Origin of the sequence: Pseudomonas flavescens (assembly GCF_013408425.1) — a bacterium.
GTDB lineage: Bacteria > Pseudomonadota > Gammaproteobacteria > Pseudomonadales > Pseudomonadaceae > Aquipseudomonas > Aquipseudomonas fulva_A.
In genome coordinates, this window is record NZ_JACBYV010000001.1 from 5109267 (window position 1) to 5129463 (window position 20197).

Genomic DNA, 20197 nt, shown 5'->3' on the forward strand with positions numbered 1-20197 from the left:
TTTGTGGCTTGTGGCTTGTGGCGTTCATAGGCCCAGGCGCTGCTTGAGCAGAGCCATGGCGATGGCGCGGTGGCTGAGCTGGTTTTTGTCGACCGGCGACAGCTCGGCACTGGAGCACTGGTGCTCTTCGACCCAGAACAGCGGGTCGTAGCCGAAACCATGTTCGCCACGGGCTTCATGCAGGATGCTGCCGTGCCACAGGCCTTCACAGAGAATCGGCAGCGGATCGTCGGCGTGGCGCACCAGGGCCAGGCAGCAGACGAACTGGGCGCCGCGCTCGGCATCCGGCACGTCCTTGAGCGCCGCCAGCAGCTTGGCGTTGTTGGCGGCATCGCCTTGGCCATCGGCGTAGCGGGCGGAGTAGATACCCGGCGCGCCGCCGAGGTAATCGACCGCCAGGCCCGAGTCATCGGCCAGAGCGGGCAGGCCGGACAGGCGCGAGGCATTGCGGGCCTTGAGGATGGCGTTCTCGACGAACGACAGGCCGGTTTCCTCCGGCTCCACCTGGCTGAACTCACCGACCGAGCGCAGGCGCACGCTGTCGCCGAGCATGGCTTGCAGTTCCTTGAGTTTGCCGGCGTTGTGGCTGGCGAGGACGAGTTCTGGGAAAGGCATCATGGCTCCGGAAAGAGTTCCTGGTTGAAGTCCAGGCGCTGGCCGTTCACCTGCAGGTTGAACAGCAGCACCTCGCGCGAGGGGATGGGAAACTGCGCCAGGTACGAGACGAATTCACCCTCGCGCTGTTCGATGAAGGTTAGCGTGTGGCCGTGGCCAAGCACGTTCTTCACTTCACCGCTGACCGTGGCCGGGCTGGATTTACCGGCGCGCAGCACGCTGATGTTCAGCACGCCCTGCTTGCCGCTGCGCACCAGGCCGCTGGCCTGGGCGATCTGCGGTTGCAGGTAGCTGGCGTTGAAGGCGCTGTAATGCACCTGCAGATAACCCAGGCGCTGCATTCGTTCGGCGGCACTTACCGGCAGGCTCAGGCATAAGGCAATCAGCAGGAGGCGCATGGGTTCGATTGCTCAGTTGGCGATGCGCACGTCACGGGCGTTGTGCCCGCTGATGCGGTAGATGCCGATCTCGCCCAGCAGGTTGGGCCATACGCGGCTGGCCAGACCATGCCGGTGTTCGTGGTCGACCGCCAGGCGATCGAGTACCCGGGCGCTCTGCTGGTGACACAGGCGCTCGAAGTCCTCGAAGGTGCAGAAGTGGATGTTCGGCGTGTTGTACCAGGTGTAGGGCAGGAAGTCCGACACCGGCATGCGGCCCTTGCTGGCCAGGTACCAGCGGCAGCGCCAGTGGCCGAAGTTGGGAAAGGTGATGATGCAGGTCTTGCCGACGCGCAGCATCTCCGCCAATACCTTGTCGGGGAAATGCAGCGCTTGCAGCGACTGGGTCATGACCACCACGTCGAAGCTGTCGCTGGCGAAGTTGCCGAGGCCTTCGTCGAGGTTCTGCTCGATGACGTTGACGCCCTTGACGATGCACTGGGCGATCTTTTCCGGGTCGATTTCCAGGCCATAGCCGCTGACCTGCTTGTTGGCGCTCAGCCAAGCGAGCAGCTCGCCATCGCCGCAGCCGAGGTCGAGGACGCGGCTACCGGCGGGAATCCATTCCTGGATGATCTCTAGGTCGGCTCGCATGCTTACACCTCGATCCGTTTCATGTAGCTGCCGAAGCCCTGCAGGTAGCGCGGAATCGGCATGAGGAAGGCATCGTGGCCCTGGGGCGCGTCGATTTCCAGGTAACAGACGTTCTTGCGGGCGGCCAGCAGGGCGTCGACGATTTCCCGCGAGCGCGCCGGCGAGAAACGCCAGTCGGTGGTGAACGAGATCACGCAGAAGTCGGCCTTGGCCTGACCGAGGGTTCTGGCCAGGTCGCCATCGTGCTCGGCCGCCGGGTCGAAGTAGTCCAGTGCCTTGGTCATCAGCAGATAGGTGTTGGCATCGAAACGCCCGGAGAACTCCTCGCCCTGGTAGCGCAGGTAGCTTTCGACCTGGAATTCCACGCTGTGGAAGTCGTAGTTGAGCTTCTCGTTCTTCAGGCCGCGGCCGAATTTCTCGCCCATGGCGTCATCGGACAGATAGGTGATGTGACCGACCATGCGTGCCAGCATCAGGCCGCGTTTGGGGATCACCCCCTGATCCTGGAAGTGCCCACCGTGGAATTCCGGATCGGTGAGGATGGCCTGGCGAGCCACCTCGTTGAAGGCGATGTTCTGTGCCGAGAGCTTGGGTGCCGAGGCGATGGCCAGGCAATGGCGGACGCGGTCCGGGTAGCTGATCGTCCACTGCATGGCCTGCATGCCGCCCAGGCTGCCGCCGACCACGGCGGCCCACTGGCGGATGCCCAGCAGGTCGGCCAGGCGGGCCTGACTGTTGACCCAGTCTTCCACGGTCATCACCGGGAAGTCGGCGCCAAACGGTTTGCCGGTCGCCGGGTTGATGTCGGACGGGCCGGTCGAGCCGTTGCAGCCGCCCAGGTTGTTGAGGCTGACGACGAAGAAACGCTTGGTATCCAGCGGCTTGCCGGGGCCGATGCAGCTATCCCACCAGCCCGGTTTGCGGTCATCCACGCTGTGGTAGCCGGCGGCGTGGTGGTGGCCGGACAGCGCGTGGCAGATCAGCACGGCATTGCTGGCGCTGGCGTTCAGCTCGCCATAGGTTTCGTAGGTCAGTTGGTAGTCGGCCAGGCTGCGCCCGCAGGCCAGGGCCAGGGGCTCGGCGAAATGGGCGATCTGCGGCGTGACCAGGCCAACGGAGTCTTGAGGAAAAACAGTCGGCATCGACCCTGCTCGGATAATAAAAGGTACGTAGGAAAGTGCAGCAGTCTAAAGAGCGCGCCTGTCAGCGGCAAGGAAAGCGCGCACCGCGTTGCCCCTGTCCCGGCATCGCGGTGTACGGCGGTTGCTGTCGAACCCGGGCGGCGGCCTGCCGCTAGTCGGCGTTGCCCTGCGGACGCGGCATGCCTTGCAGCGTCACCACCTTGCCCTGGCGCTGGATCGGTGCGGGGCGACGCATTACGCGCAGCATCTCGCCGGCCTGTGCCAGCTGTTGCTTCAGCTCCTCGCCATAGTGCGCCAGTTGCTGGCGGCGTTGACGGCCGTGCTGGGTATCCTGCGCCAGCGCCTTGAGGCGCAGCATGTGGCCTTCCAGCAACTGCTTGTGCTCCAGGGTGTGCTGCATCAGTGGCATCAGTGCTTCGTCGGCCCACTGTTCGGCGTCGCGGCGCAGGCGGCGGTGCATGCCGATGACTTCCTGCACCAGAGTGGCGAAGAAGCGTCGGCTGAGGCTGCGCTGCTCGGTCAGCAGGTTCTTGAGGCCCAGGCGGAAGCGGTCGGCCTTCTTCTGCAGGTGACGCAACTCGCGCACGTAGCGGGCCAGTTCGAAGCTCGGTGCGTCGACGGCCTGCAGGGGATTCTCGGCGTTGTGTCGACGGTAGATGGCATCGACCATGCGGTTGGCCATTTCGGCGTCGTGGGACAGGCTGTGCAGGTCGTCTTCCACGGCGGTGAAGAACTGCAGGATGGCCTGATTGATCCCCAGCGTCGTCCAACTGCCCGTCAGCTGGCGGCGCAACAGATTGAGGTGGGCGTCGAGCTTCTCCGGCCGCGCTGCGCTCTTCAGGCGTTCGCCCTGGTTGCGCAGCAGGCGCTGGTTGGTTTTCAGGGCGACCAGGCGCTTGTGATGCACGGTATGGTCATCCTTGGTGCGGGCGGTCAGCTCCAGCAGCATCTGTCCGTTGTCCTGACGGCGCTCGTCGAGTAGCTCCAGCTGTTCGGCGACCTTGCCCAGGCGCAGGCCGAGGACATGCTGGCTGTTGTTGAGCATGGCCAGCACCTGGCGCACCACGCGCTCTTCGAGCAGGCGCTCCTTCTGGGCCACGATGCGCTCGCAGAGCAGCGACTCGAGACTGGCCATCTGGCTGCGGGCGAGCAGTGCCGGATCCTTGCGGACCTTGGCGAGCAGCGCCTGCTTGGCCGAGAGCGGCAGAATGTCCTGGCTGGCGATGCCCAGATGGCGAGCCGCCTGCATGCGCACCCGCTCGATGGCGTTGGCGACCGACGTCTCGCCGGCAAGGTCGTCCCAGAGCACGTCGATCTTGTTCATCACGGCGAACAGGCAGCTCTGGGTCTCTTCGTCCATGGGCTGGACGTGCTGCTGCCAGATGTCCAGGTCACTGGCGGTGACGCCGGTGTCGGCGGACAGCAGAAAGATGATCGCCTGGGCGCTGGGCAGCATCGACAGGGTCAGCTCCGGCTCGCAGCCCAGGGCGTTCAGGCCCGGTGTATCGAGGATGCGCAGGCCCTGGCGCAGCAGCGGGTGATCGAAGTTGACGATGGCGTGGCGCCAGGCCGGTACCAGCACCTGGCCGCAGCTATCGGTGCTTTCCAGGTTGTCCGGGTGAAAGCCCAGGCCGATGGCTTTCTCCACGGGCATGCTCTTGCTCGCCGCCACCTGGGCGAAGGCCTTGGCCATGTTGTTCGGGTCGCTGGTGTCCAGCGGGATGTCCACCCAGTGCCGGGGCGTGCGCTTGAACTGCGCCACGCTGGCCTCGGAGATGCGTGTTTCGATCGGCAGCAGGCGGATGTACGGGCGCTCGGCGCCTGGATCGAAAAGGATTTCCGTGGGGCACATGGTGGTGCGCCCGGCCTGGGAGGGCAGCATGCGCTGGCCGTATTCGGAGAAGAACAGGCTGTTGATCAGTTCGGTCTTGCCGCGAGAGAACTCGCCGACGAAAGCCAGGGTAATGTGATCGGTACGCAGCAGGCGCAGAGCGCGTTCCAGGCGCGCTTCGACGCCTTCGCTGCTCAGCCGGTTGTGCGCCAGCCAACTGCGGTAGCGGGTGATCTCGCGGACCAGCTCGCGCTTCCAGCCTACGTAGGCATCTACCTGTTCACTGAGGCGTTCCATGCTCATGGGGGATTCCCTGACAGGGCATCGGTCGACGATGCGGGCTGCCGAGCATTATGCGAAGGGAGACGGTGCCGTCAATGGCTGGCGGGTGGCAATGGCGCTGGTGGTTGTTCAGGTAGGGCGAACGGTCAGGCCGAGACCGGCTGGCAGCAGCCTGGGGGCCTGGATACGCACCCGTTTCTGGCGGCTCTGCTGGCCGCTTTCCAGCGTGACCTGGCTCTTGGCGACGCCAAAGGCATCGGCCAGAAAGGCCAGCAGGTGCGCGTTGGCCTTGCCGTCCACCGGCGGTGCGGTGAGGCGGATCTTCAGACGCTCACCATGCAGCCCGGCAAACGCATCGTTGCTGGCTTTGGGCTGCAGGTGACAGTCGAGGATCAGCGCATCGCCGTCCCAGCGGTGGAAGCTCACGGACGCTTAGATCGCCAGGCTCAGGCCGCTGAACATGCCGGTGCTGACCGCCAGGTTGCGGATCACCAGCATGTCGATCAGGTTGAGGATCAGGAACGCCACGATGGGCGACAGATCCAGGCCACCCAGGTTCGGCAGGATGCGGCGGATCGGCGTCAACAGCGGCTCGCAGATCTGATTGACCAACAGCGCGGCCGGATTGTGCGTGCCTTGGGCGACCCAGGAAAGGATCACGCTGATGATCAGGGCGAAGAAGAACACCTTGAGCAGCAGGGCGGTGACGCCAATGATCGACCAGACCAGGATCAGCAGCGGATCGCCGACGCCGACGCCCATCAGCATCAGGGTCAGTGCCATCAGCACGAACTGCACGATCAGCGCCAGTACCAGGGATGCCAGGTCGAGGCCGCCGATGCTGGGGATGATGCGGCGCAGTGGCTTGAGCAACGGGTGGGTGGCCCGCACGATGAACTGGCTGAGCGGGTTGTAGAAGTCCGCCCGTACCAGTTGCAGGATGAAGCGCAGCAGCACGATCAGCAGGTAGAAGCTGCCGATGGTCTGCAGAACGTAAACGGCTGCGGTGTTCAGACCGATCATTGATTGTCTCCTTATTGACCCAGTTGTTCGGCCAGCTCGGCCGAGCGGTGATCGGCGGCCTTGACGGCCTGCTCGACCAGCGCTTCGAAGCCGCCTGCCTGGAATGTCTTGATGGCCGCTTCGGTGGTGCCGGCCGGCGAGGTCACGCGGCGACGCAGCTCGGCGGCGTCCACATCACTGTTCAATGCCATCTGCGCGGCACCCAGCGCGGTCTGCAGGGTGAGCCTGGCGGCCACTTCGCGGGGCAGGCCGAGCTTTTCACCGCTGGCGGTCATCGCTTCGATCAGCAGGAAGAAATAGGCCGGGCCGCTGCCGGAGACGGCCGTAACGGCGTCGATCAATTTTTCCTCGTCCAGCCACACGGCCAGGCCGACGGCACTGAGCAGCTGCTCGGCCTGCTGGCGCTGTTCGGCGCTGACCCGCGCGTTGGCGTACAGGCCGCTGGCGCCCAGGCGCAGCAGCGACGGCGTATTGGGCATGCAACGCACCACGGCACGCGGGCCGAGCCAGTTTTCCAGGCTGGCGCTGGTGATGCCCGCGGCGATGGACACGATCAGCTGGCCCGCCTGCAGATGTGGCGCCAGGTCGAGGCATACATCCTTCATCACCTGGGGTTTGACCGCCAGTACGATCACGTCGGCGTCGCGGCAGGCCTCGGCATTGCTGGCCAGTACTTCGATGCCGTGTTCCCGGTTGATCTTCTCGCGTTGCTCGGCGCCGCGGTCGCTGGCGCGGATCGCGCTGGCCGGCAGACCCTGGGCGAGCATCCCGCCGATCAGGCTGGCAGCCATGTTGCCGGCACCGATGAAGGCGATGCGGGGAGTGGTCATGGTGAGTTTCCTATCTAGAGAGTCGAGATCGGGTGATTCAGGTCTTTTTGTAGTCACGTTCACCAAACAGCGCCGTGCCGATGCGCACCCAGGTCGCGCCTTCGGCGATGGCCGCCTCGAGGTCGTGGCTCATGCCCATGGACAGGGTGTCGAGATCGAGGTTCAGGTCGTCCCGCAGCGTCCGCAGGCGGGCGAAGGCCGCACGCTGCATGGCGATGTCGTCGGTAGGCTGGGGGATTGTCATCAATCCGCGCAGGCGCAGCTTGGGCAGTTGTGTAACCGCCTGTGCCAGCGCCGCGAGTTCGTCGGGCTGGCAGCCGGACTTGCTGGGCTCACCGCTGACGTTGACCTGCAGGCAGATGTTCAGTGGCGGCAGCTCGGGCGGGCGCTGTTCGCTCAGACGCTCGGCGATCTTCAAGCGGTCCACCGAATGCACCCAGGCGAAGTGTTCGGCGATGGGGCGGGTCTTGTTCGACTGGATGGGGCCGATGAAGTGCCAGGTCAGTGCCAGGTCGGCCAGTTGCACCTGCTTGTCGAGCGCTTCCTGCAGGTAGTTCTCGCCAAAATCGTGCAGACCGGCCCCATGAGCCTCGCGAATGGCTGCGGCAGGTTTGGTCTTGCTCACCGCCAACAGGCCGATTTTCGCGAAATCTCGCTGCGAGGCTTGCGCCGCCTCACGGATACGCACACCGACCTTTGCAATATTCTCTGCTATCGTGGACATTACCTGCGCCTGCCGCCTGAGCGTTTCTGCGGGCTTGACGGTGGTCTCCGAAGGGCGTGCTCACGCAGCCGCATGGTGACTCCTCAAGGCCCCCTATCCTGAGTTACGCGGCATTCTACCGTCATTAGGGAGTCCCATGGATATCACCGAGCTGCTTGCCTTCAGCGCCAAGCAAGGCGCGTCGGATCTGCACCTCTCGGCAGGCCTGCCGCCGATGATTCGGGTCGACGGCGACGTGCGCCGGATCAACTTGCCCGCCCTGGATCACAAACAGGTGCACGCGCTGATCTACGACATCATGAACGACAAGCAGCGCAAGGACTTCGAGGAGTTCCTGGAGACCGACTTCTCGTTCGAAGTGCCGGGTGTCGCGCGCTTCCGGGTCAACGCCTTCAACCAGAACCGTGGCAGCGGTGCGGTGTTCCGTACCATTCCTTCCAAGGTGCTGAGCATGGAAGACCTCGGCATGGGCGAGATCTTCAAGAAGGTTTCCGACGTGCCTCGCGGGCTGGTTCTGGTGACCGGGCCGACCGGCTCGGGCAAGTCCACCACCCTGGCGGCGATGCTCGACTACATCAACAGCAACAAGTACCACCACATCCTCACCGTCGAAGACCCGATCGAATTCGTTCACGAGTCGAAGAAGTGCCTGATCAACCAGCGTGAGGTGCACCGCGACACCCACGGCTTCTCCGAGGCCCTGCGTTCGGCGCTGCGCGAAGACCCGGACATCATTCTGGTCGGCGAGATGCGCGACCTGGAAACCATCCGCCTGGCGCTGACCGCCGCGGAAACCGGTCACCTGGTCTTCGGCACCCTGCACACCACCTCCGCCGCCAAGACCATCGACCGGGTGGTCGACGTGTTCCCCGCGGAAGAGAAGTCCATGGTGCGCTCGATGCTGTCCGAATCGCTGCAGGCCGTGATTTCCCAGACCCTGCTGAAGAAGATCGGAGGCGGTCGTGTGGCCGCCCATGAAATCATGATCGGCACCCCGGCGATCCGTAACCTGATCCGCGAGGACAAGGTGGCGCAGATGTACTCGGCCATCCAGACCGGCGGTGCGCTGGGCATGGAAACCCTGGACTCGTGCCTGAAAAGACTGGTTTCCAAAGGCTTGGTCAGCCGCGAAAGCGCGCGCGAGAAAGCCAAGACCCCGGAAAACTTCTGAGCCATGCTGGTGGACAGTTGTCCGCCAGCCGTTGATCGTCGCGCCAGCGCATTTAGGTAGGCCCCATGGAATTCGAAAAACTGTTGCGCCTGATGGTCGAAAAAGGCGGCTCCGATCTGTTCATCACCGCTGGCGTGCCGCCGTCGATGAAGGTCAACGGCAAGATCATGCCTGTGACCAAGACCCCCTTGTCGCCGGAAATGACCCGCGAAACCGTTCATGCGGTGATGACCGAGCAGCAGCGTCGGGACTTCGCCGAGAACCACGAATGCAACTTCGCCATCAGCGCCCGAGGTATCGGCCGCTTCCGCGTCAGTGCCTTCTATCAGCGCAACCTGGCCGGCATGGTACTGCGCCGCATCGAGACCAACATCCCGACGCTGGATGACCTCAAGCTGCCGGAGATCCTCAAGAAGCTGGCGCTGACCAAGCGCGGTCTGGTGCTCTTCGTGGGGGCTACCGGTACCGGCAAGTCCACCTCGCTGGCGGCGATGATCGGCTACCGCAACAAGAACAGCAGTGGCCATATCATCTCCATCGAAGACCCGATCGAGTACATCCACCAGCACCAGAACTGCATCGTCACCCAGCGTGAAGTGGGGATCGACACCGACTCCTTCGAAGTAGCGCTGAAGAACACCCTGCGGCAGGCCCCGGACGTGATCCTGATCGGTGAGGTGCGGACCCGCGAAACCATGGACCACGCCGTGGCCTTCGCCGAGACCGGCCACCTGTGCCTGGCCACCCTGCACGCCAACAACGCCAACCAGGCGCTGGACCGAATCATCAACTTCTTCCCGGCGGACCGGCAGAATCAGGTGTGGATGGATCTGTCGCTGAACCTCAAGGCCATCGTCGCCCAGCAACTGATCCCCACGCCGGACGGCAAGGGGCGTCGCGCGGTCATCGAGGTGCTGATCAATACGCCGCTGGCGGCTGACCTGATCCGCAAGGGCGAAGTGCATGAGCTCAAGGGCTTGATGAAGCGCTCCACCGAGCAAGGCATGCAGACCTTCGACCAGGCGCTGTACAACCTCTACAGCCAGGGCGAAATCACCTACGAAGATGCCTTGTTGTACGCCGACTCGGCGAACGACCTGCGCCTGATGATCAAGCTCGGCTCGGAAACCGATGGCGAGCATCTGACCAGCATGTCCCAGGGGTTGTCTCTGGAAGTCACCGACGAAGATCCGGGGCGGCGTTTCCGCTGATCGACGCCGGGTCTGTCGGGCTGCTGGGTATACCGCCCGGCACCTCTCGGGCTGTCGCTCGAATAGGCAGTACCTGCTCGGCGTCAGCCTGGATGCGTTTTCCAGGCCTGACCGCCACCGCCTGAGCCTGCCCATTGGCCTGGGCGCCTGCCCGGGCCTGGCTCATCAACCTTGGAATCAGCGGGCCTTCCGGCAGGTTGCGCCAGAAACGCACCGGCATGTTGGTTTCCAGCACGCTGCGATTGAGCCGAGCCGGGTTGAAGGTGCTGCCGTAATAGGCCAGCCACATGGCTTCGTTGCGATCATCGGTGCCCTGCGCCAGTTGCTGCCAGTCGGGCGGGCAAGGACTGGCATGGTGCAGGTTTTCGCCGTCCCAGTACACGCCGTCGTCGGGTGTCGCGATCATCCAGGTCTGCCGACCCAGGCGTTCGGCGAAATGCATGCTGGCGCTGGCCAGGATGTCGTGCGCAGGCTCGTGCCAGGCCACCAGTTGCGGGCCTCCGGCCGTGGCGTCCCGCGGTTTGAAACGCAGAAACGCATGCAGATGGTGAGCTTCACGGCGCACGGCTTTGAGGCGCCCATGCAGTTCGCTGCCGTCGATATCTCCGGCCAGCATGGCGGCCTGATCGCCTGCGGCAACGCGCCAGAGAATGCGGTAAAGCAGCGCCCAGCGCTGGGGGCAGCGAAAGCGTGCAGCACTTTCCAGCTGGTCGAGTAGAGCGCGGGGCACGCGCACCGGGCGATCGCAGGCCACGGCCTGTTGCGGCTCGTCCAGCTGGCCGAACAGATCCTGATTCTCCTGGCTGTCCTGCACCCAGCTCAACTGGTGGGGCGCCAGGCCGCGGCGCAGTTGCGTCCTGGCGGCCTCACGCCAGCCAGCGAAGCTGCCATCGAAACGAACCTGGTGCATCACCACAGCCCCATTTGCCGGGGAGGCTCGCTTAATTGCTGACGCAGCAGCAGGGATTCGCGAGTGGCCTGAAGCGGGCGGTAATCCTGGGTGACGATGAAGGGCTTGGCTTTCTCCAGAGCGCAGCGCAGGCGGCCGACGTCCTCGAAGCGAATGCGCTTCTGCCGTCGCAGGGCGACCAGACGCTGAGCGCTGAGTACACCGATGCCGGGGATGCGGGCGATCATGGTTACATCGGCGCGATTCAGGTCGACGGGAAAATGCTGGCGGTTGTTCAGTGCCCAGGCCAGCTTGGGGTCGATATCCAGGGCCAGGTTGCCGGGGCCGTCGAGCAGTTCGGCGGCCTTGAAGCCGTAGCCGCGCATCAGGAAGTCCGCCTGATAGAGGCGGTGCTCGCGCAGCAGGGGTGGTGCTTCGAATGGCACGCTCTTGGGACTTTGCGGAATCGGGCTGAACGCCGAGTAGTAGACGCGCTTGAGGCGGAAGTCGCCATACAGCGATTGGGCGGTGTGCAGGATGGTGCTGTCATCGGTGGCGTCGGCGCCCACGATCATCTGCGTGCTTTGCCCGGCTGGCGCAAAGGCCGGCGCGCGTTTCTCGCTATCCGCCTCCTCGACCCCGTTGCGAATGGTGCCCATGGCCAGCTTGATCGGCGCCACGCTTTTCTCTGGTGCCAGGCGGATCAGGCTGCTTTCGGTGGGCAGCTCGATATTGACGCTGAGACGGTCGGCATAGCGGCCCGCTTCGGCAATCAGCTCCGGCGATGCATCGGGAATGGTCTTGAGATGAATGTAGCCACGAAACTCGTGCTCTTCGCGCAGCAGTTTGGCGACCCGTACCAGTTGCTCCATGGTGTAGTCGGCCGAGCGGATGATCCCGGAGCTGAGAAACAGCCCGCTGATGCAGTTGCGCCGGTAGAAATCCAGGGTCAGCGTGACCACTTCCTCCGGCGTGAAGCGTGCGCGGGGCACATCGCTGGAGCGGCGATTGACGCAGTACTGACAGTCGTACAGGCAGAAGTTGGTGAGCAGCACTTTGAGCAGAGCGACACAGCGCCCGTCGGGAGTGAAGCTGTGGCAGATGCCCATGCCGTCCGTGGCGCCCATGCCGTTCTGGCCCTTGGAGCTGCGCTTGGGTGCGCCACTGCTGGCGCAGGACACATCATATTTGGCGGCGTCGGCGAGTACGGTAAGCTTTTCGATCAGTTGCATGGCGTGATCCGATAGCTGTATTTATATACAGTATCAGGCAAGGAAGCCGCTCGCTCAAGGGCGTCTTGTCGGAGGCGTGATGTTGAGGCGGTAGCGAGCGTCTCATTATCTGGATAGATGAAAGCGAGGTACTTTTCGATGCAGCGTGCAAACACTCACAGCAAGATCATTGGCTACTTGCTCTGGATCTTCGGTTTTCTCGGCGCTCACCGTTTCTATTTCGGCAAGCCGGTAACCGGGACCATCTGGTTCTTCACCCTGGGGCTGTTCTTCATCGGCTGGATCATCGACCTGTTCCTGATTCCGGCCATGGATCGTGAAGCCGACCTGCGTTTCACCGCTGGCGAAACGGACTACAACGTTGCCTGGATCCTGCTGACCTTCCTCGGCATCTTCGGCGCACACCGCATGTATCAGGGCAAGTGGATCACCGGCATCCTGTACTTCTTCACCGGTGGCCTGTTCCTGCTGGGCGTGCTCTACGACCTCTGGACGCTGAACAACCAGGTGTCGATCAAGAACGCACAGGCGCAGCGCTAACCTCGGACGTATCGTGGGCCGGGCGGCGATCCGCTTCAGCCCACCGTCAGCTACCAGGCATCAAGCCTGGTAGCTGATATGCCCATCCACCAGCGTATAGCGCACCTGGCCGGGCAGGCAGTGGCCGAGGAAGGGGCTGTTGCGACCCTTGGAGTGCCAGCTCTCGCCGGCCACGGTGGAAGCCTGGGGATCGAACAGCAGAATGTCCGCCGCACCACCGACCTGCAGTTTGCCAGCCGGCAGGCGCAGGGCCTCGGCCGGACCACTGCTCAGGCGGGCGAGCAGGGTGGGCAGATCGAGCAGGCCATCCTGGACCAGCGTCATCGCCAGTGGCAGCAACAACTGAACGCCGCTCATGCCGGGTTCGGTCTCGCCGAAAGGTGCCAGCTTGGCGTCACGTTCATGGGGCTGGTGATGGCTGGAGATGGCGCTGATCACTCCGCTCTTCACCGCCTCACGCAGCCCATCACGGTCTGCGCGGGTACGCAGCGGTGGTTGCACGTGGTAGAGGCTGGAAAAATCGATCAGCGCTTCGTCGGTCAGGATCAACTGATAAAGCGCCACGTCGGCGGTGACGGGCAGGCCGCGTGCCTGAGCGTCGGCTATCAGTTGTGCGCCACGTGCACTGGTCAGCTGGCTGAAGTGCGCACGCACGCCACTCTGCTCGACCAGCAACAGGTCGCGAGCCAGGGCCACGGTTTCGGCGGTTTCCGGAATTCCCGACAGACCGAGGAAGCTGGCGGTGGCACCTTCGTGGGCCAGGCCGCCTTCGGCGAGGTCATGATCCTGGGAGTGGATGATTACCGTCAGGTCGAAGGTGGCCGCATATTCGAGGGCGCGGCGCAGGGTGCGTGCGTTGCGGAAGTTGTTGAGACCGTTGCCGAACGCCACGCAGCCTGCATCGCGCAGGGCGACCAGTTCGGCGAGCTGCTCGCCATCGAGACCCTTGCTCAGGGCGCCGATGGGAAACACCTTGGTATGACCGGCTTCGCGAGCACGGTCGAGAATCAGCTCGGCAACCGCCGAGGTGTCCAGCACCGGTTTGGTGATGGGCGGGCAGCACAGGCTGGTGACCCCGCCGGCAGCGGCTGCCAGGGTTTCGCTGGCGATGCTGCCTTTGCGGCTGTAACCGGGCTCGCGCAGGGCGACGGACAGATCGACCAGGCCGGGTGCGGCGATCAGCCCCTGGGCATCGAGCGTGTGATCGGCTTCGAAGCCGGCGGGTGCCTGACCGATAGCGCTCAGCTTGTCGCCTTGCACATAGATGTCCGCGACCTTGTCGAGGCCGCTGAGTGGGTCGATTACGCGGGCGCCGAGGATCCGGGTACGCATCAGTTGTGCTCCTCGGAGTTGAGTTGTCGTTGCGCGTTCTGGCCGCTCATGGCCATGGACAGCACGGCCATGCGGATGGCGATGCCGTAGGTGACCTGGTTGAGAATGACCGACTGCGGGCCATCGGCGACCGCCGACTCGATCTCCACCCCGCGGTTGATCGGCCCCGGGTGCATGACCAGCGCATCCGGCTTGGCCAGTTTGAGGCGTTGCTCGGTCAGGCCGAACAGGCGATAGAACTCGCCCTCGCTGGGCAGCAGGCCGCCTGTCATGCGCTCGCGCTGCAGACGCAACATGATCACCACGTCGACATCCTTGAGGCCTTCGGTCATGTCGCTGTAGACCTTCACGCCGTATTGCTCGATACCCACGGGCAGCAGGGTTTTCGGCGCGATCACGCGGATGTCCGGGCAGCCGAGGGTTTTCAGCGCCAGCATGTTGGAGCGCGCCACTCGCGAGTGCAGGATGTCGCCGACGATGGCCACCGAAAGATTCTCGAAGCTGCCCTTGTGGCGGCGAATGGTCAGCATGTCGAGCATGCCCTGGGTCGGGTGCGCATGGCGCCCGTCACCACCGTTGATGATCGCCAGGTTGGGGCATACGTGCTCGGCGATGAAGTGCGCAGCGCCGGAATCGGCGTGGCGCACCACGAAGATGTCGGCAGCCATGGCTTCCAGGTTGCGCAGGGTGTCGAACAGCGTTTCGCCCTTGCTGGTCGAGCTGGTCGACACGTTGAGGCTGATCACGTCGGCCGACAGGCGCTGGGCAGCCAGTTCGAAGGTGGTGCGGGTGCGCGTGGAGTTCTCGAAGAACACGTTGCACACCGTCTTGCCGCGCAGCAGCGGGACCTTCTTCACGGCGCGGGCGCCGACTTCGAGAAACGAGTCGGCGGTATCGAGGATTTCCGTCAGCAGCTCGCGCGGCAGGCCGTCGAGGGACAGGAAATGGCGCAACTGGCCTTGGTCGTTCAGTTGCAGCGGGCGCTTGGCATCGATTGGGGTCATTGCGGACGGCCTTGGTCGGAAAGCGTCTGGAGTTCGAGGGTGAAGGGGGCGGGGCCGGACAATTTTACCCGCTGATCGGCCGCCAGCGACAGCGTCGCGCCGACCACGTCCGGACGAATCGGCAGTTCGCGGGCATCCAGGTCCAGCAGGCTGACCAGGGTCACGCTGGCGGGGCGGCCGTAGTCGAACAGCTCGTTGAGGGCCGCACGGATGGTCCGGCCGCTCATCAGTACGTCGTCGATCAGCACCAGATGCTGGCCTTCGATCTCGAACGGCAGTTCGGAGGGTTGTACCTGAGGGTGCAGGCCATTCTGGGTGAAATCGTCGCGGTAAAAGGAAACGTCGAGGATACCCAGTGGCTCGTCGCGGCCCAGTTGCTCCAGCAACGCCTGGGCTACCCATACGCCACCGGTGCGGATGCCGATGAAACGCGGCGTGGCAATCTGCCGCCGGTTGAGGTGAGCGATCAGCGAGGATGCCATCTGCGGCAGCAGTTCGGCGGGGTTGGGTAGACTCATCGAAAAGCTCCTTGTGGCCGTGGCTGATTCAGCCCGGGCTGTTTTCTTCCAGCCAGCCCTGCAGCAGCAGGGCCGCGGCGAGGGCGTCTACCGGGCGCTGGCGATAACCGCCAGTCTGGCCCTGTTGCAGGCGTTCGCCCTTGGCGGCGTAAGTGGTCAGGCGTTCGTCGTGGGTGAAAACCGGCAGGTTGAAGCGGCCGTTGAGGCGGCGGGCGAACTTCTCCGCGCGCTCGCTCATGTCGCTGGGGGTACCGTCCATGTTCAGCGGCAGGCCGACGACCAGGGCGTCAGGCTGCCATTCGCGTATCAGCGCTTCGACCTTCTGCCAGTCCGGCACGCCATTCTGAGCCTTGAGGATGCACAGCTCGCGGGCCGAGCCGGTGATCGGCTGGCCCACGGCGACACCGATCTGCTTGGTGCCGTAATCGAAGCCGAGCAGCAGGCGCAGCGGTTTGCTGCTCGCCTCGGCCATCAGGCGTGCCCCGCCTGGGCGGTGAGCAGGTTGAGATCGATGCCGAGCAGCGCGGCGGCAGCGCCCAGGCGCTTGTCGTACGGCGTCTCGAACAGGATCGTCTGATCCGCCGGACAGGTCAGCCAGGCGTTGTCGGCCAGTTCCTCTTCCAACTGCCCGGCTCCCCAGCCCGCATAGCCGAGGGCGATCAGATGCCGGGCCGGGCCTTCGCCCTGGGAGATGGCGAACAGCACGTCCTGGGAGGTCGACAGGCCCAGATCGCCCAGGTCGAGAGTGGCCTGGAAGTGCGGGCCGCTAGGGTGCAGCACGAAACCACGATCCGTCTGCACCGGGCCGCCGCTGAAGATCGGCAGGCTTTGACAGAGCACCGATGGTTCGCTGTCAGGGCGCAGTTGTTCGAGCACGTCGGCCAGGTTCAGGCCGTTGGGACGGTTGATCACCAGCCCCATGGCGCCCTGATCGCTGTGCTCGATCAGATAGATCACGGTCTGCGCGAAATTCGGATCGGCCATGTGCGGCATGGCGATCAGAAAGTGATGTTTGAGGATGCTCGGGGTGGCGTCTTTCATGGACGCTAGTTTGAAGCTGCAAGGCTCAAGCTACAAGCTGCAAGTGAGAGCGAAACGCGATTGATCGTCCGTTCGTCTCGCGGTCGAATTGTTGCAGCACGAGCCTGCTTCTTCAGTTGCTCGACAGGCGGTCGCCACGCTCGAAGCGCCAGGTACGGATGATTTCCAGGCGGTCGATGTCCGCGAGGTCGCCAGCGAACGGTGCATAAGGGGCCGCGAGGCGGACGATACGCATGGCGGCCTGGTCGAGGACCTGCTCGCCAGAGGATTCGAGTACCAGCACCTCATACAGGCTGCCGTCTCGGTTGATCGATACCAGGAGCCGCAGGCTGCCGTAGATCTGCCGACGTCGGGCGTCGTCCGGGTAGTTCAGGTTGCCGACGCGTTCGACCTTCTTGCGCCACTCGTCCTTGTACCAGGCACCCTTGTCGCGCATGGTCGAGGCGGCGTTGAGGCGATGAATCTTCGGTCGTTTGGCGTACTGCTGCACCTCGTTGGCCAGCTCCGCTTCCAGGCTGGCGATTTCCGCAGACAGTTGTGCGCTATCGAATGCCGGGGCGGTAGGGGCTGGGGGCGTAGGTTTGGTCTCTTCGCGCTTGGCGGGCGCTTTCTGAGCCTGTGGCGCCCTGGTGGTGACGACCGCTTTGGGCGCCTCCGGTTTTACCGCGGGCGGCGGTGGGGCAGCCGCGGGCGTAACCTTGCGGACTTCGGTGTCCTGAAAGGGCGCCTGTTCCGTGGTGGTCGGCGCTGCTTTCTTATCCAGGGTGCCGCTGCCCTGCTGGTTGTCCTGGGCGAGGAAGTCCGCTTCCTTGGGCTTTTCATCGCTCTTGAAGGTGGACAGGGTGATTTCCAGTGTCTTGCTGATCTGCCCTGGCTCGACGAAAGAGAAGCCCACGCCGAGGATCAGCGCTGCGTGCAGCACGGCCGCGAGAAACAGGGTGAACCCCAGGCGATCCGCCGGGCGAACGCCGGAGGCGGTGACATCGGGTGGGGTAGTTGCTGCGTTCATCGGTCTTCGGTCGTCAGAGTCTGTCAACGGTCGGTGCGGCTGTGCTGGAGCGTCAGCAGCCCCTCAGGGCTGGTTTCGTTTCAGCGCAAACCACAGGGCCATGCCGGGTGGGCACGGCCTCTGGATTGCCGCGCAGTCTGCCGAGGCGTCCGAGAAAAGTCTATGAAGCACTCCGCGCATTGAGCTTTTCGGCAATCTTGTCCATCAACTGTTCGCCAATGCGTGTATCGAAGGCTGCATCGATCTCGCGAATGCAGGTCGGGCTGGTGACGTTGATCTCGGTGAGGCGGTCGCCAATCACGTCCAGGCCGACGAACAGCAGGCCTCGCTCACGCAGGCTCGGGCCGACTGCCGCAGCGATTTCGCGGTCGCGATCGGTCAGTGGACGAGCTTCGCCACGGCCGCCTGCAGCCAGGTTGCCACGGGTTTCGCCGCTGGCGGGAATGCGTGCCAGGCAGTAAGGCACCGGTTCACCGTCTATCATCAGAATACGTTTGTCGCCGTCGAGAATGGCCGGCAGATAACGCTGCGCCATGATCTGTTGACTACCATGAGCGGTAAGGGCTTCGAGAATCACCGACAGGTTCGGGTCACCTTCGCGGTGACGAAAGATCATCGAACCACCCATGCCATCGAGGGGTTTGAGAATGATGTCACGGTGCTGTCGCGCAAAATCGCGCAGAATGTCGGGTCTGCGGCTGACAATCGTCTCCGGCGTGAACGTCGGAAAGCGGGTGGCGAAGAATTTCTCGTTGCAGTCGCGCAGGCTTTGCGGTCGGTTGACCACCAGGGTGCCGGCTTCTTCGGCCTGCTCGAGCAGGTAAGTTGAATAGACGAATTCGTTATCAAAGGGCGGATCCTTGCGCATCAGGATCACATCCAGTTCGGCAAGCGGCAGGTCCTGCTCTTCGCCGAGCTCGAACCAGCGTTGCGGATCTGCGAATACGTGAAGGGGGCGTGTGCGGCCCCGGGCGACACCAGCGGCCTGGTAGAGATCCTTCTGTTCCATATAGAAGAGGCTCCAGCCGCGGGCCTGGGCAGCCAGCAACATGGCCAGCGAGCTGTCCTTCTTGTAGGAAATCTGCGCGATGGGATCCATGACGATGCCGAGCCGAACGCTCATTGAAGTATCTCCGTGAAGGGCGGTTGAAAATACCGCCGCAAAGGTAGCGGGGGTCAGCGCCAAGGGTGGCGCTGACAGGGCTGGTGGTCAAGGGAAACCGGGCTGATGGCTTGCATGGGGAGAGTGTGCTAAAAAGGCCCAGCGATGGGCCGGGCCCAATGGTTTCAGGGCTTTCGGCACACTGGAAATGGCGTAACACAACGACTCACCGAAGTGGTGGCAGGGCAGACATGGAACAGCAATCCGAAGGTTTGAGGGTGATGGTGATCGACGATTCGAAAACGATTCGTCGTACAGCGGAAACCTTGCTGAAAAAGGTGGGTTGCGAGGTGATCACTGCGGTGGACGGCTTCGATGCTCTGGCAAAGATCGCCGATACCCATCCGAACATCATTTTCGTCGACATCATGATGCCGCGTCTCGATGGCTATCAGACCTGCGCCTTGATCAAGAACAACAGCGCCTTCAAATCCACGCCAGTTATCATGCTGTCGTCCAAGGATGGCCTGTTCGATAAAGCCAAGGGCCGTATCGTGGGTTCTGATCAATATTTGACCAAACCATTCAGCAAGGAAGAGCTGCTCGGCGCGATCAAGACCCATGTCCCGGAGTTCTCTCCGGTCGAACAGGCATCCTGACGTCCGGCTGACGCCACAGACGCCTCCTCTTTATGTATTGGGAAACATCATGGCTCGAATTCTGATTGTTGATGACTCGCCGACCGAAATGTACAAGCTGACCGCCATGTTGGAAAAACACGGGCACCAGGTACTCAAGGCCGAAAACGGTGCTGATGGTGTCGCTCTGGCGCGCCAGGAAAAGCCCGACGCTGTATTGATGGACATCGTCATGCCTGGCCTCAATGGCTTCCAGGCGACCCGGCAGCTGACCAAGGATGCCGAGACCAACCATATTCCGGTGATCATCGTCACCACCAAGGATCAGGAAACCGACAAGGTCTGGGGCAAACGCCAGGGCGCCAAGGATTACCTGACCAAGCCGGTGGATGAAGCCACTCTGCTGAAAACCCTGAACGCGGTGCTGGCCGGCTGACGCCGGACCGCATCGCAGCACAAGAAGAAGGTCACGGCAGGCATGTCAGAGACACGCACCCCTTTTCAGATTCTTCTCGGCATCGAGCAGCGCTGCCGTGCGGTGGCGGCTGGTCTGCCATCGCAGAAAGTGGCGGTACAGACCTGGAGCGGGATTGGTTTTCGCATGGGCGAACGGTTGTTCGTCGCACCGATGGGAGAGGTCGGTGAAGTCCTGCACGAACCACGGCATACCCTGCTGCCCGGCGTGAAGAGCTGGGTCAAGGGTGTGGCCAACGTGCGCGGGCGATTGCTGCCGGTCATGGATCTGTGCGGTTTTTTCGGCAGTGAACTGTCACCGCTGCGCAAGCAGCGGCGCGTGCTGGTCGTCGATCATCAGGATGTCTTCGCTGGCCTCACGGTCGACGAGGTATTCGGCATGCAGCACTTCGCGGTGGATACCTTCTCCGAGCAGCTGCCACCGCTCGAGTCGGCCATTCAGCCGTTCATTCATGGTGTGTTTCAGCGCGAGCAGCCATGGCTGGTGTTCAGCCCTCACGCGCTGGCACAGGCTCCAGAGTTTATCGACGTTGCGTTTTGAGAGCTTTTCGGTGGGGG

The 20197-nt window shown here is 63.5% G+C and carries 24 protein-coding genes; 6 read left to right on the forward strand and 18 right to left on the reverse strand.

Annotation, left to right across the window (positions count from 1 at the left end):
* Positions 1–24: 24 nt before the first annotated feature.
* The 9 genes from rdgB to FHR27_RS22870 form a co-directional block, all read right to left on the reverse strand.
* Positions 25–618, reverse strand: coding sequence for an RdgB/HAM1 family non-canonical purine NTP pyrophosphatase (gene rdgB, locus FHR27_RS22830; RefSeq protein ID WP_042552472.1), 594 nt, complete (start codon positions 616–618; stop codon positions 25–27).
* A complete protein-coding gene (locus tag FHR27_RS22835; RefSeq protein ID WP_179539650.1) occupies positions 615–1013 on the reverse strand; it encodes a DUF4426 domain-containing protein in 399 nt (132 codons plus the stop codon). Before FHR27_RS22835 ends, rdgB begins: the two co-directional genes overlap by 4 nt.
* A 12-nt stretch (positions 1014–1025) precedes the next feature.
* A complete protein-coding gene (gene metW / locus FHR27_RS22840; RefSeq protein WP_042552470.1) occupies positions 1026–1646 on the reverse strand; it encodes a methionine biosynthesis protein MetW in 621 nt (206 codons plus the stop codon).
* 2 nt (positions 1647–1648) lie between these two features.
* Entirely contained in the window at positions 1649–2788 is a 1140-nt protein-coding gene (gene metX, locus FHR27_RS22845; RefSeq protein ID WP_042552469.1) for a homoserine O-succinyltransferase MetX, read from the reverse strand.
* Positions 2789–2939: 151 nt separating this feature from the next.
* A complete protein-coding gene (locus tag FHR27_RS22850) occupies positions 2940–4922 on the reverse strand; it encodes a dynamin-like GTPase family protein (protein WP_179539651.1) in 1983 nt (660 codons plus the stop codon).
* 108 nt (positions 4923–5030) lie between these two features.
* Positions 5031–5327 carry a DUF167 domain-containing protein gene (locus FHR27_RS22855; protein WP_179539652.1) on the reverse strand — a complete coding sequence of 99 codons (297 nt, stop codon included), beginning with the start codon at positions 5325–5327 and terminating at the stop codon, positions 5031–5033.
* Positions 5328–5333: 6 nt separating this feature from the next.
* Positions 5334–5924, reverse strand: coding sequence for a YggT family protein (locus FHR27_RS22860; RefSeq protein WP_042552466.1), 591 nt, complete (start codon positions 5922–5924; stop codon positions 5334–5336).
* 11 nt (positions 5925–5935) lie between these two features.
* Entirely contained in the window at positions 5936–6754 is an 819-nt protein-coding gene (gene proC, locus FHR27_RS22865; RefSeq protein WP_042552465.1) for a pyrroline-5-carboxylate reductase, read from the reverse strand.
* A 37-nt stretch (positions 6755–6791) separates the two neighbouring features.
* On the reverse strand, positions 6792–7478 hold the full coding sequence (locus FHR27_RS22870; protein WP_042552464.1) for a YggS family pyridoxal phosphate-dependent enzyme: 687 nt from the start codon (positions 7476–7478) through the stop codon (positions 6792–6794).
* Between the two features lie 136 nt (positions 7479–7614).
* Here FHR27_RS22870 and FHR27_RS22875 point away from each other — a divergent pair, with 136 nt between their 5' ends.
* Positions 7615–8649, forward strand: coding sequence for a type IV pilus twitching motility protein PilT (locus FHR27_RS22875; RefSeq protein WP_042552463.1), 1035 nt, complete (start codon positions 7615–7617; stop codon positions 8647–8649).
* A gap of 65 nt (positions 8650–8714) precedes the next feature.
* Entirely contained in the window at positions 8715–9860 is a 1146-nt protein-coding gene (locus FHR27_RS22880; RefSeq protein ID WP_042552462.1) for a PilT/PilU family type 4a pilus ATPase, read from the forward strand.
* Here FHR27_RS22880 and FHR27_RS22885 read toward each other — a convergent pair.
* Positions 9826–10770 carry a TIGR03915 family putative DNA repair protein gene (locus FHR27_RS22885; protein ID WP_179539653.1) on the reverse strand — a complete coding sequence of 315 codons (945 nt, stop codon included), beginning with the start codon at positions 10768–10770 and terminating at the stop codon, positions 9826–9828. The two genes, FHR27_RS22880 and FHR27_RS22885, sit on opposite strands and share 35 nt — an antisense overlap.
* The gene (locus tag FHR27_RS22890; RefSeq protein ID WP_042552461.1) at positions 10770–11981 is read right to left on the reverse strand and encodes a putative DNA modification/repair radical SAM protein; all 1212 of its coding nucleotides are present in this window, start codon (positions 11979–11981) and stop codon (positions 10770–10772) included. The genes FHR27_RS22885 and FHR27_RS22890 overlap by 1 nt, the downstream gene beginning before the upstream one ends.
* Before the next feature lie 138 nt (positions 11982–12119).
* On the opposite strand from FHR27_RS22890, the gene FHR27_RS22895 reads away from it, so the two are divergent.
* Positions 12120–12521, forward strand: coding sequence for an NINE protein (locus FHR27_RS22895; protein ID WP_042552460.1), 402 nt, complete (start codon positions 12120–12122; stop codon positions 12519–12521).
* Positions 12522–12581: 60 nt separating this feature from the next.
* On the opposite strand, the gene FHR27_RS22900 is transcribed toward FHR27_RS22895, so the two are convergent.
* The 7 genes from FHR27_RS22900 to gshB all read right to left on the reverse strand — a co-directional run bounded on the left by FHR27_RS22900 (position 12582) and on the right by gshB (position 18548).
* On the reverse strand, positions 12582–13853 hold the full coding sequence (locus tag FHR27_RS22900) for a dihydroorotase (protein WP_042552459.1): 1272 nt from the start codon (positions 13851–13853) through the stop codon (positions 12582–12584).
* Entirely contained in the window at positions 13853–14857 is a 1005-nt protein-coding gene (locus FHR27_RS22905; RefSeq protein ID WP_042552458.1) for an aspartate carbamoyltransferase catalytic subunit, read from the reverse strand. Before FHR27_RS22905 ends, FHR27_RS22900 begins: the two co-directional genes overlap by 1 nt.
* Positions 14854–15375: a bifunctional pyr operon transcriptional regulator/uracil phosphoribosyltransferase PyrR gene (gene pyrR, locus FHR27_RS22910; RefSeq protein WP_042552457.1), complete on the reverse strand. Its 522-nt coding sequence runs from the start codon at positions 15373–15375 to the stop codon at positions 14854–14856. The genes FHR27_RS22905 and pyrR overlap by 4 nt, the downstream gene beginning before the upstream one ends.
* 28 nt (positions 15376–15403) lie before the next feature.
* Entirely contained in the window at positions 15404–15847 is a 444-nt protein-coding gene (gene ruvX / locus FHR27_RS22915) for a Holliday junction resolvase RuvX (protein ID WP_042552456.1), read from the reverse strand.
* Complete coding sequence (locus tag FHR27_RS22920; RefSeq protein WP_042552455.1) at positions 15847–16416, reverse strand: YqgE/AlgH family protein; 570 nt, start codon at positions 16414–16416, stop codon at positions 15847–15849. The genes ruvX and FHR27_RS22920 overlap by 1 nt, the downstream gene beginning before the upstream one ends.
* A 112-nt stretch (positions 16417–16528) precedes the next feature.
* Positions 16529–17425, reverse strand: coding sequence for an energy transducer TonB (locus FHR27_RS22925; protein WP_042552454.1), 897 nt, complete (start codon positions 17423–17425; stop codon positions 16529–16531).
* Between the two features lie 160 nt (positions 17426–17585).
* Entirely contained in the window at positions 17586–18548 is a 963-nt protein-coding gene (gshB, locus tag FHR27_RS22930) for a glutathione synthase (RefSeq protein WP_042552453.1), read from the reverse strand.
* A 230-nt stretch (positions 18549–18778) separates the two neighbouring features.
* Here gshB and pilG point away from each other — a divergent pair, with 230 nt between their 5' ends.
* Genes pilG through FHR27_RS22945 form a run of 3 tightly spaced genes read left to right on the forward strand, consistent with a single transcriptional unit; the run spans position 18779 to position 20180 of the window.
* Entirely contained in the window at positions 18779–19186 is a 408-nt protein-coding gene (pilG, locus tag FHR27_RS22935; protein WP_042552452.1) for a twitching motility response regulator PilG, read from the forward strand.
* Positions 19187–19235: 49 nt separating this feature from the next.
* On the forward strand, positions 19236–19601 hold the full coding sequence (pilH, locus tag FHR27_RS22940; RefSeq protein WP_042552451.1) for a twitching motility response regulator PilH: 366 nt from the start codon (positions 19236–19238) through the stop codon (positions 19599–19601).
* Positions 19602–19643: 42 nt separating this feature from the next.
* Positions 19644–20180: a chemotaxis protein CheW gene (locus FHR27_RS22945; protein WP_042552450.1), complete on the forward strand. Its 537-nt coding sequence runs from the start codon at positions 19644–19646 to the stop codon at positions 20178–20180.
* Positions 20181–20197 lie beyond the last annotated feature (17 nt).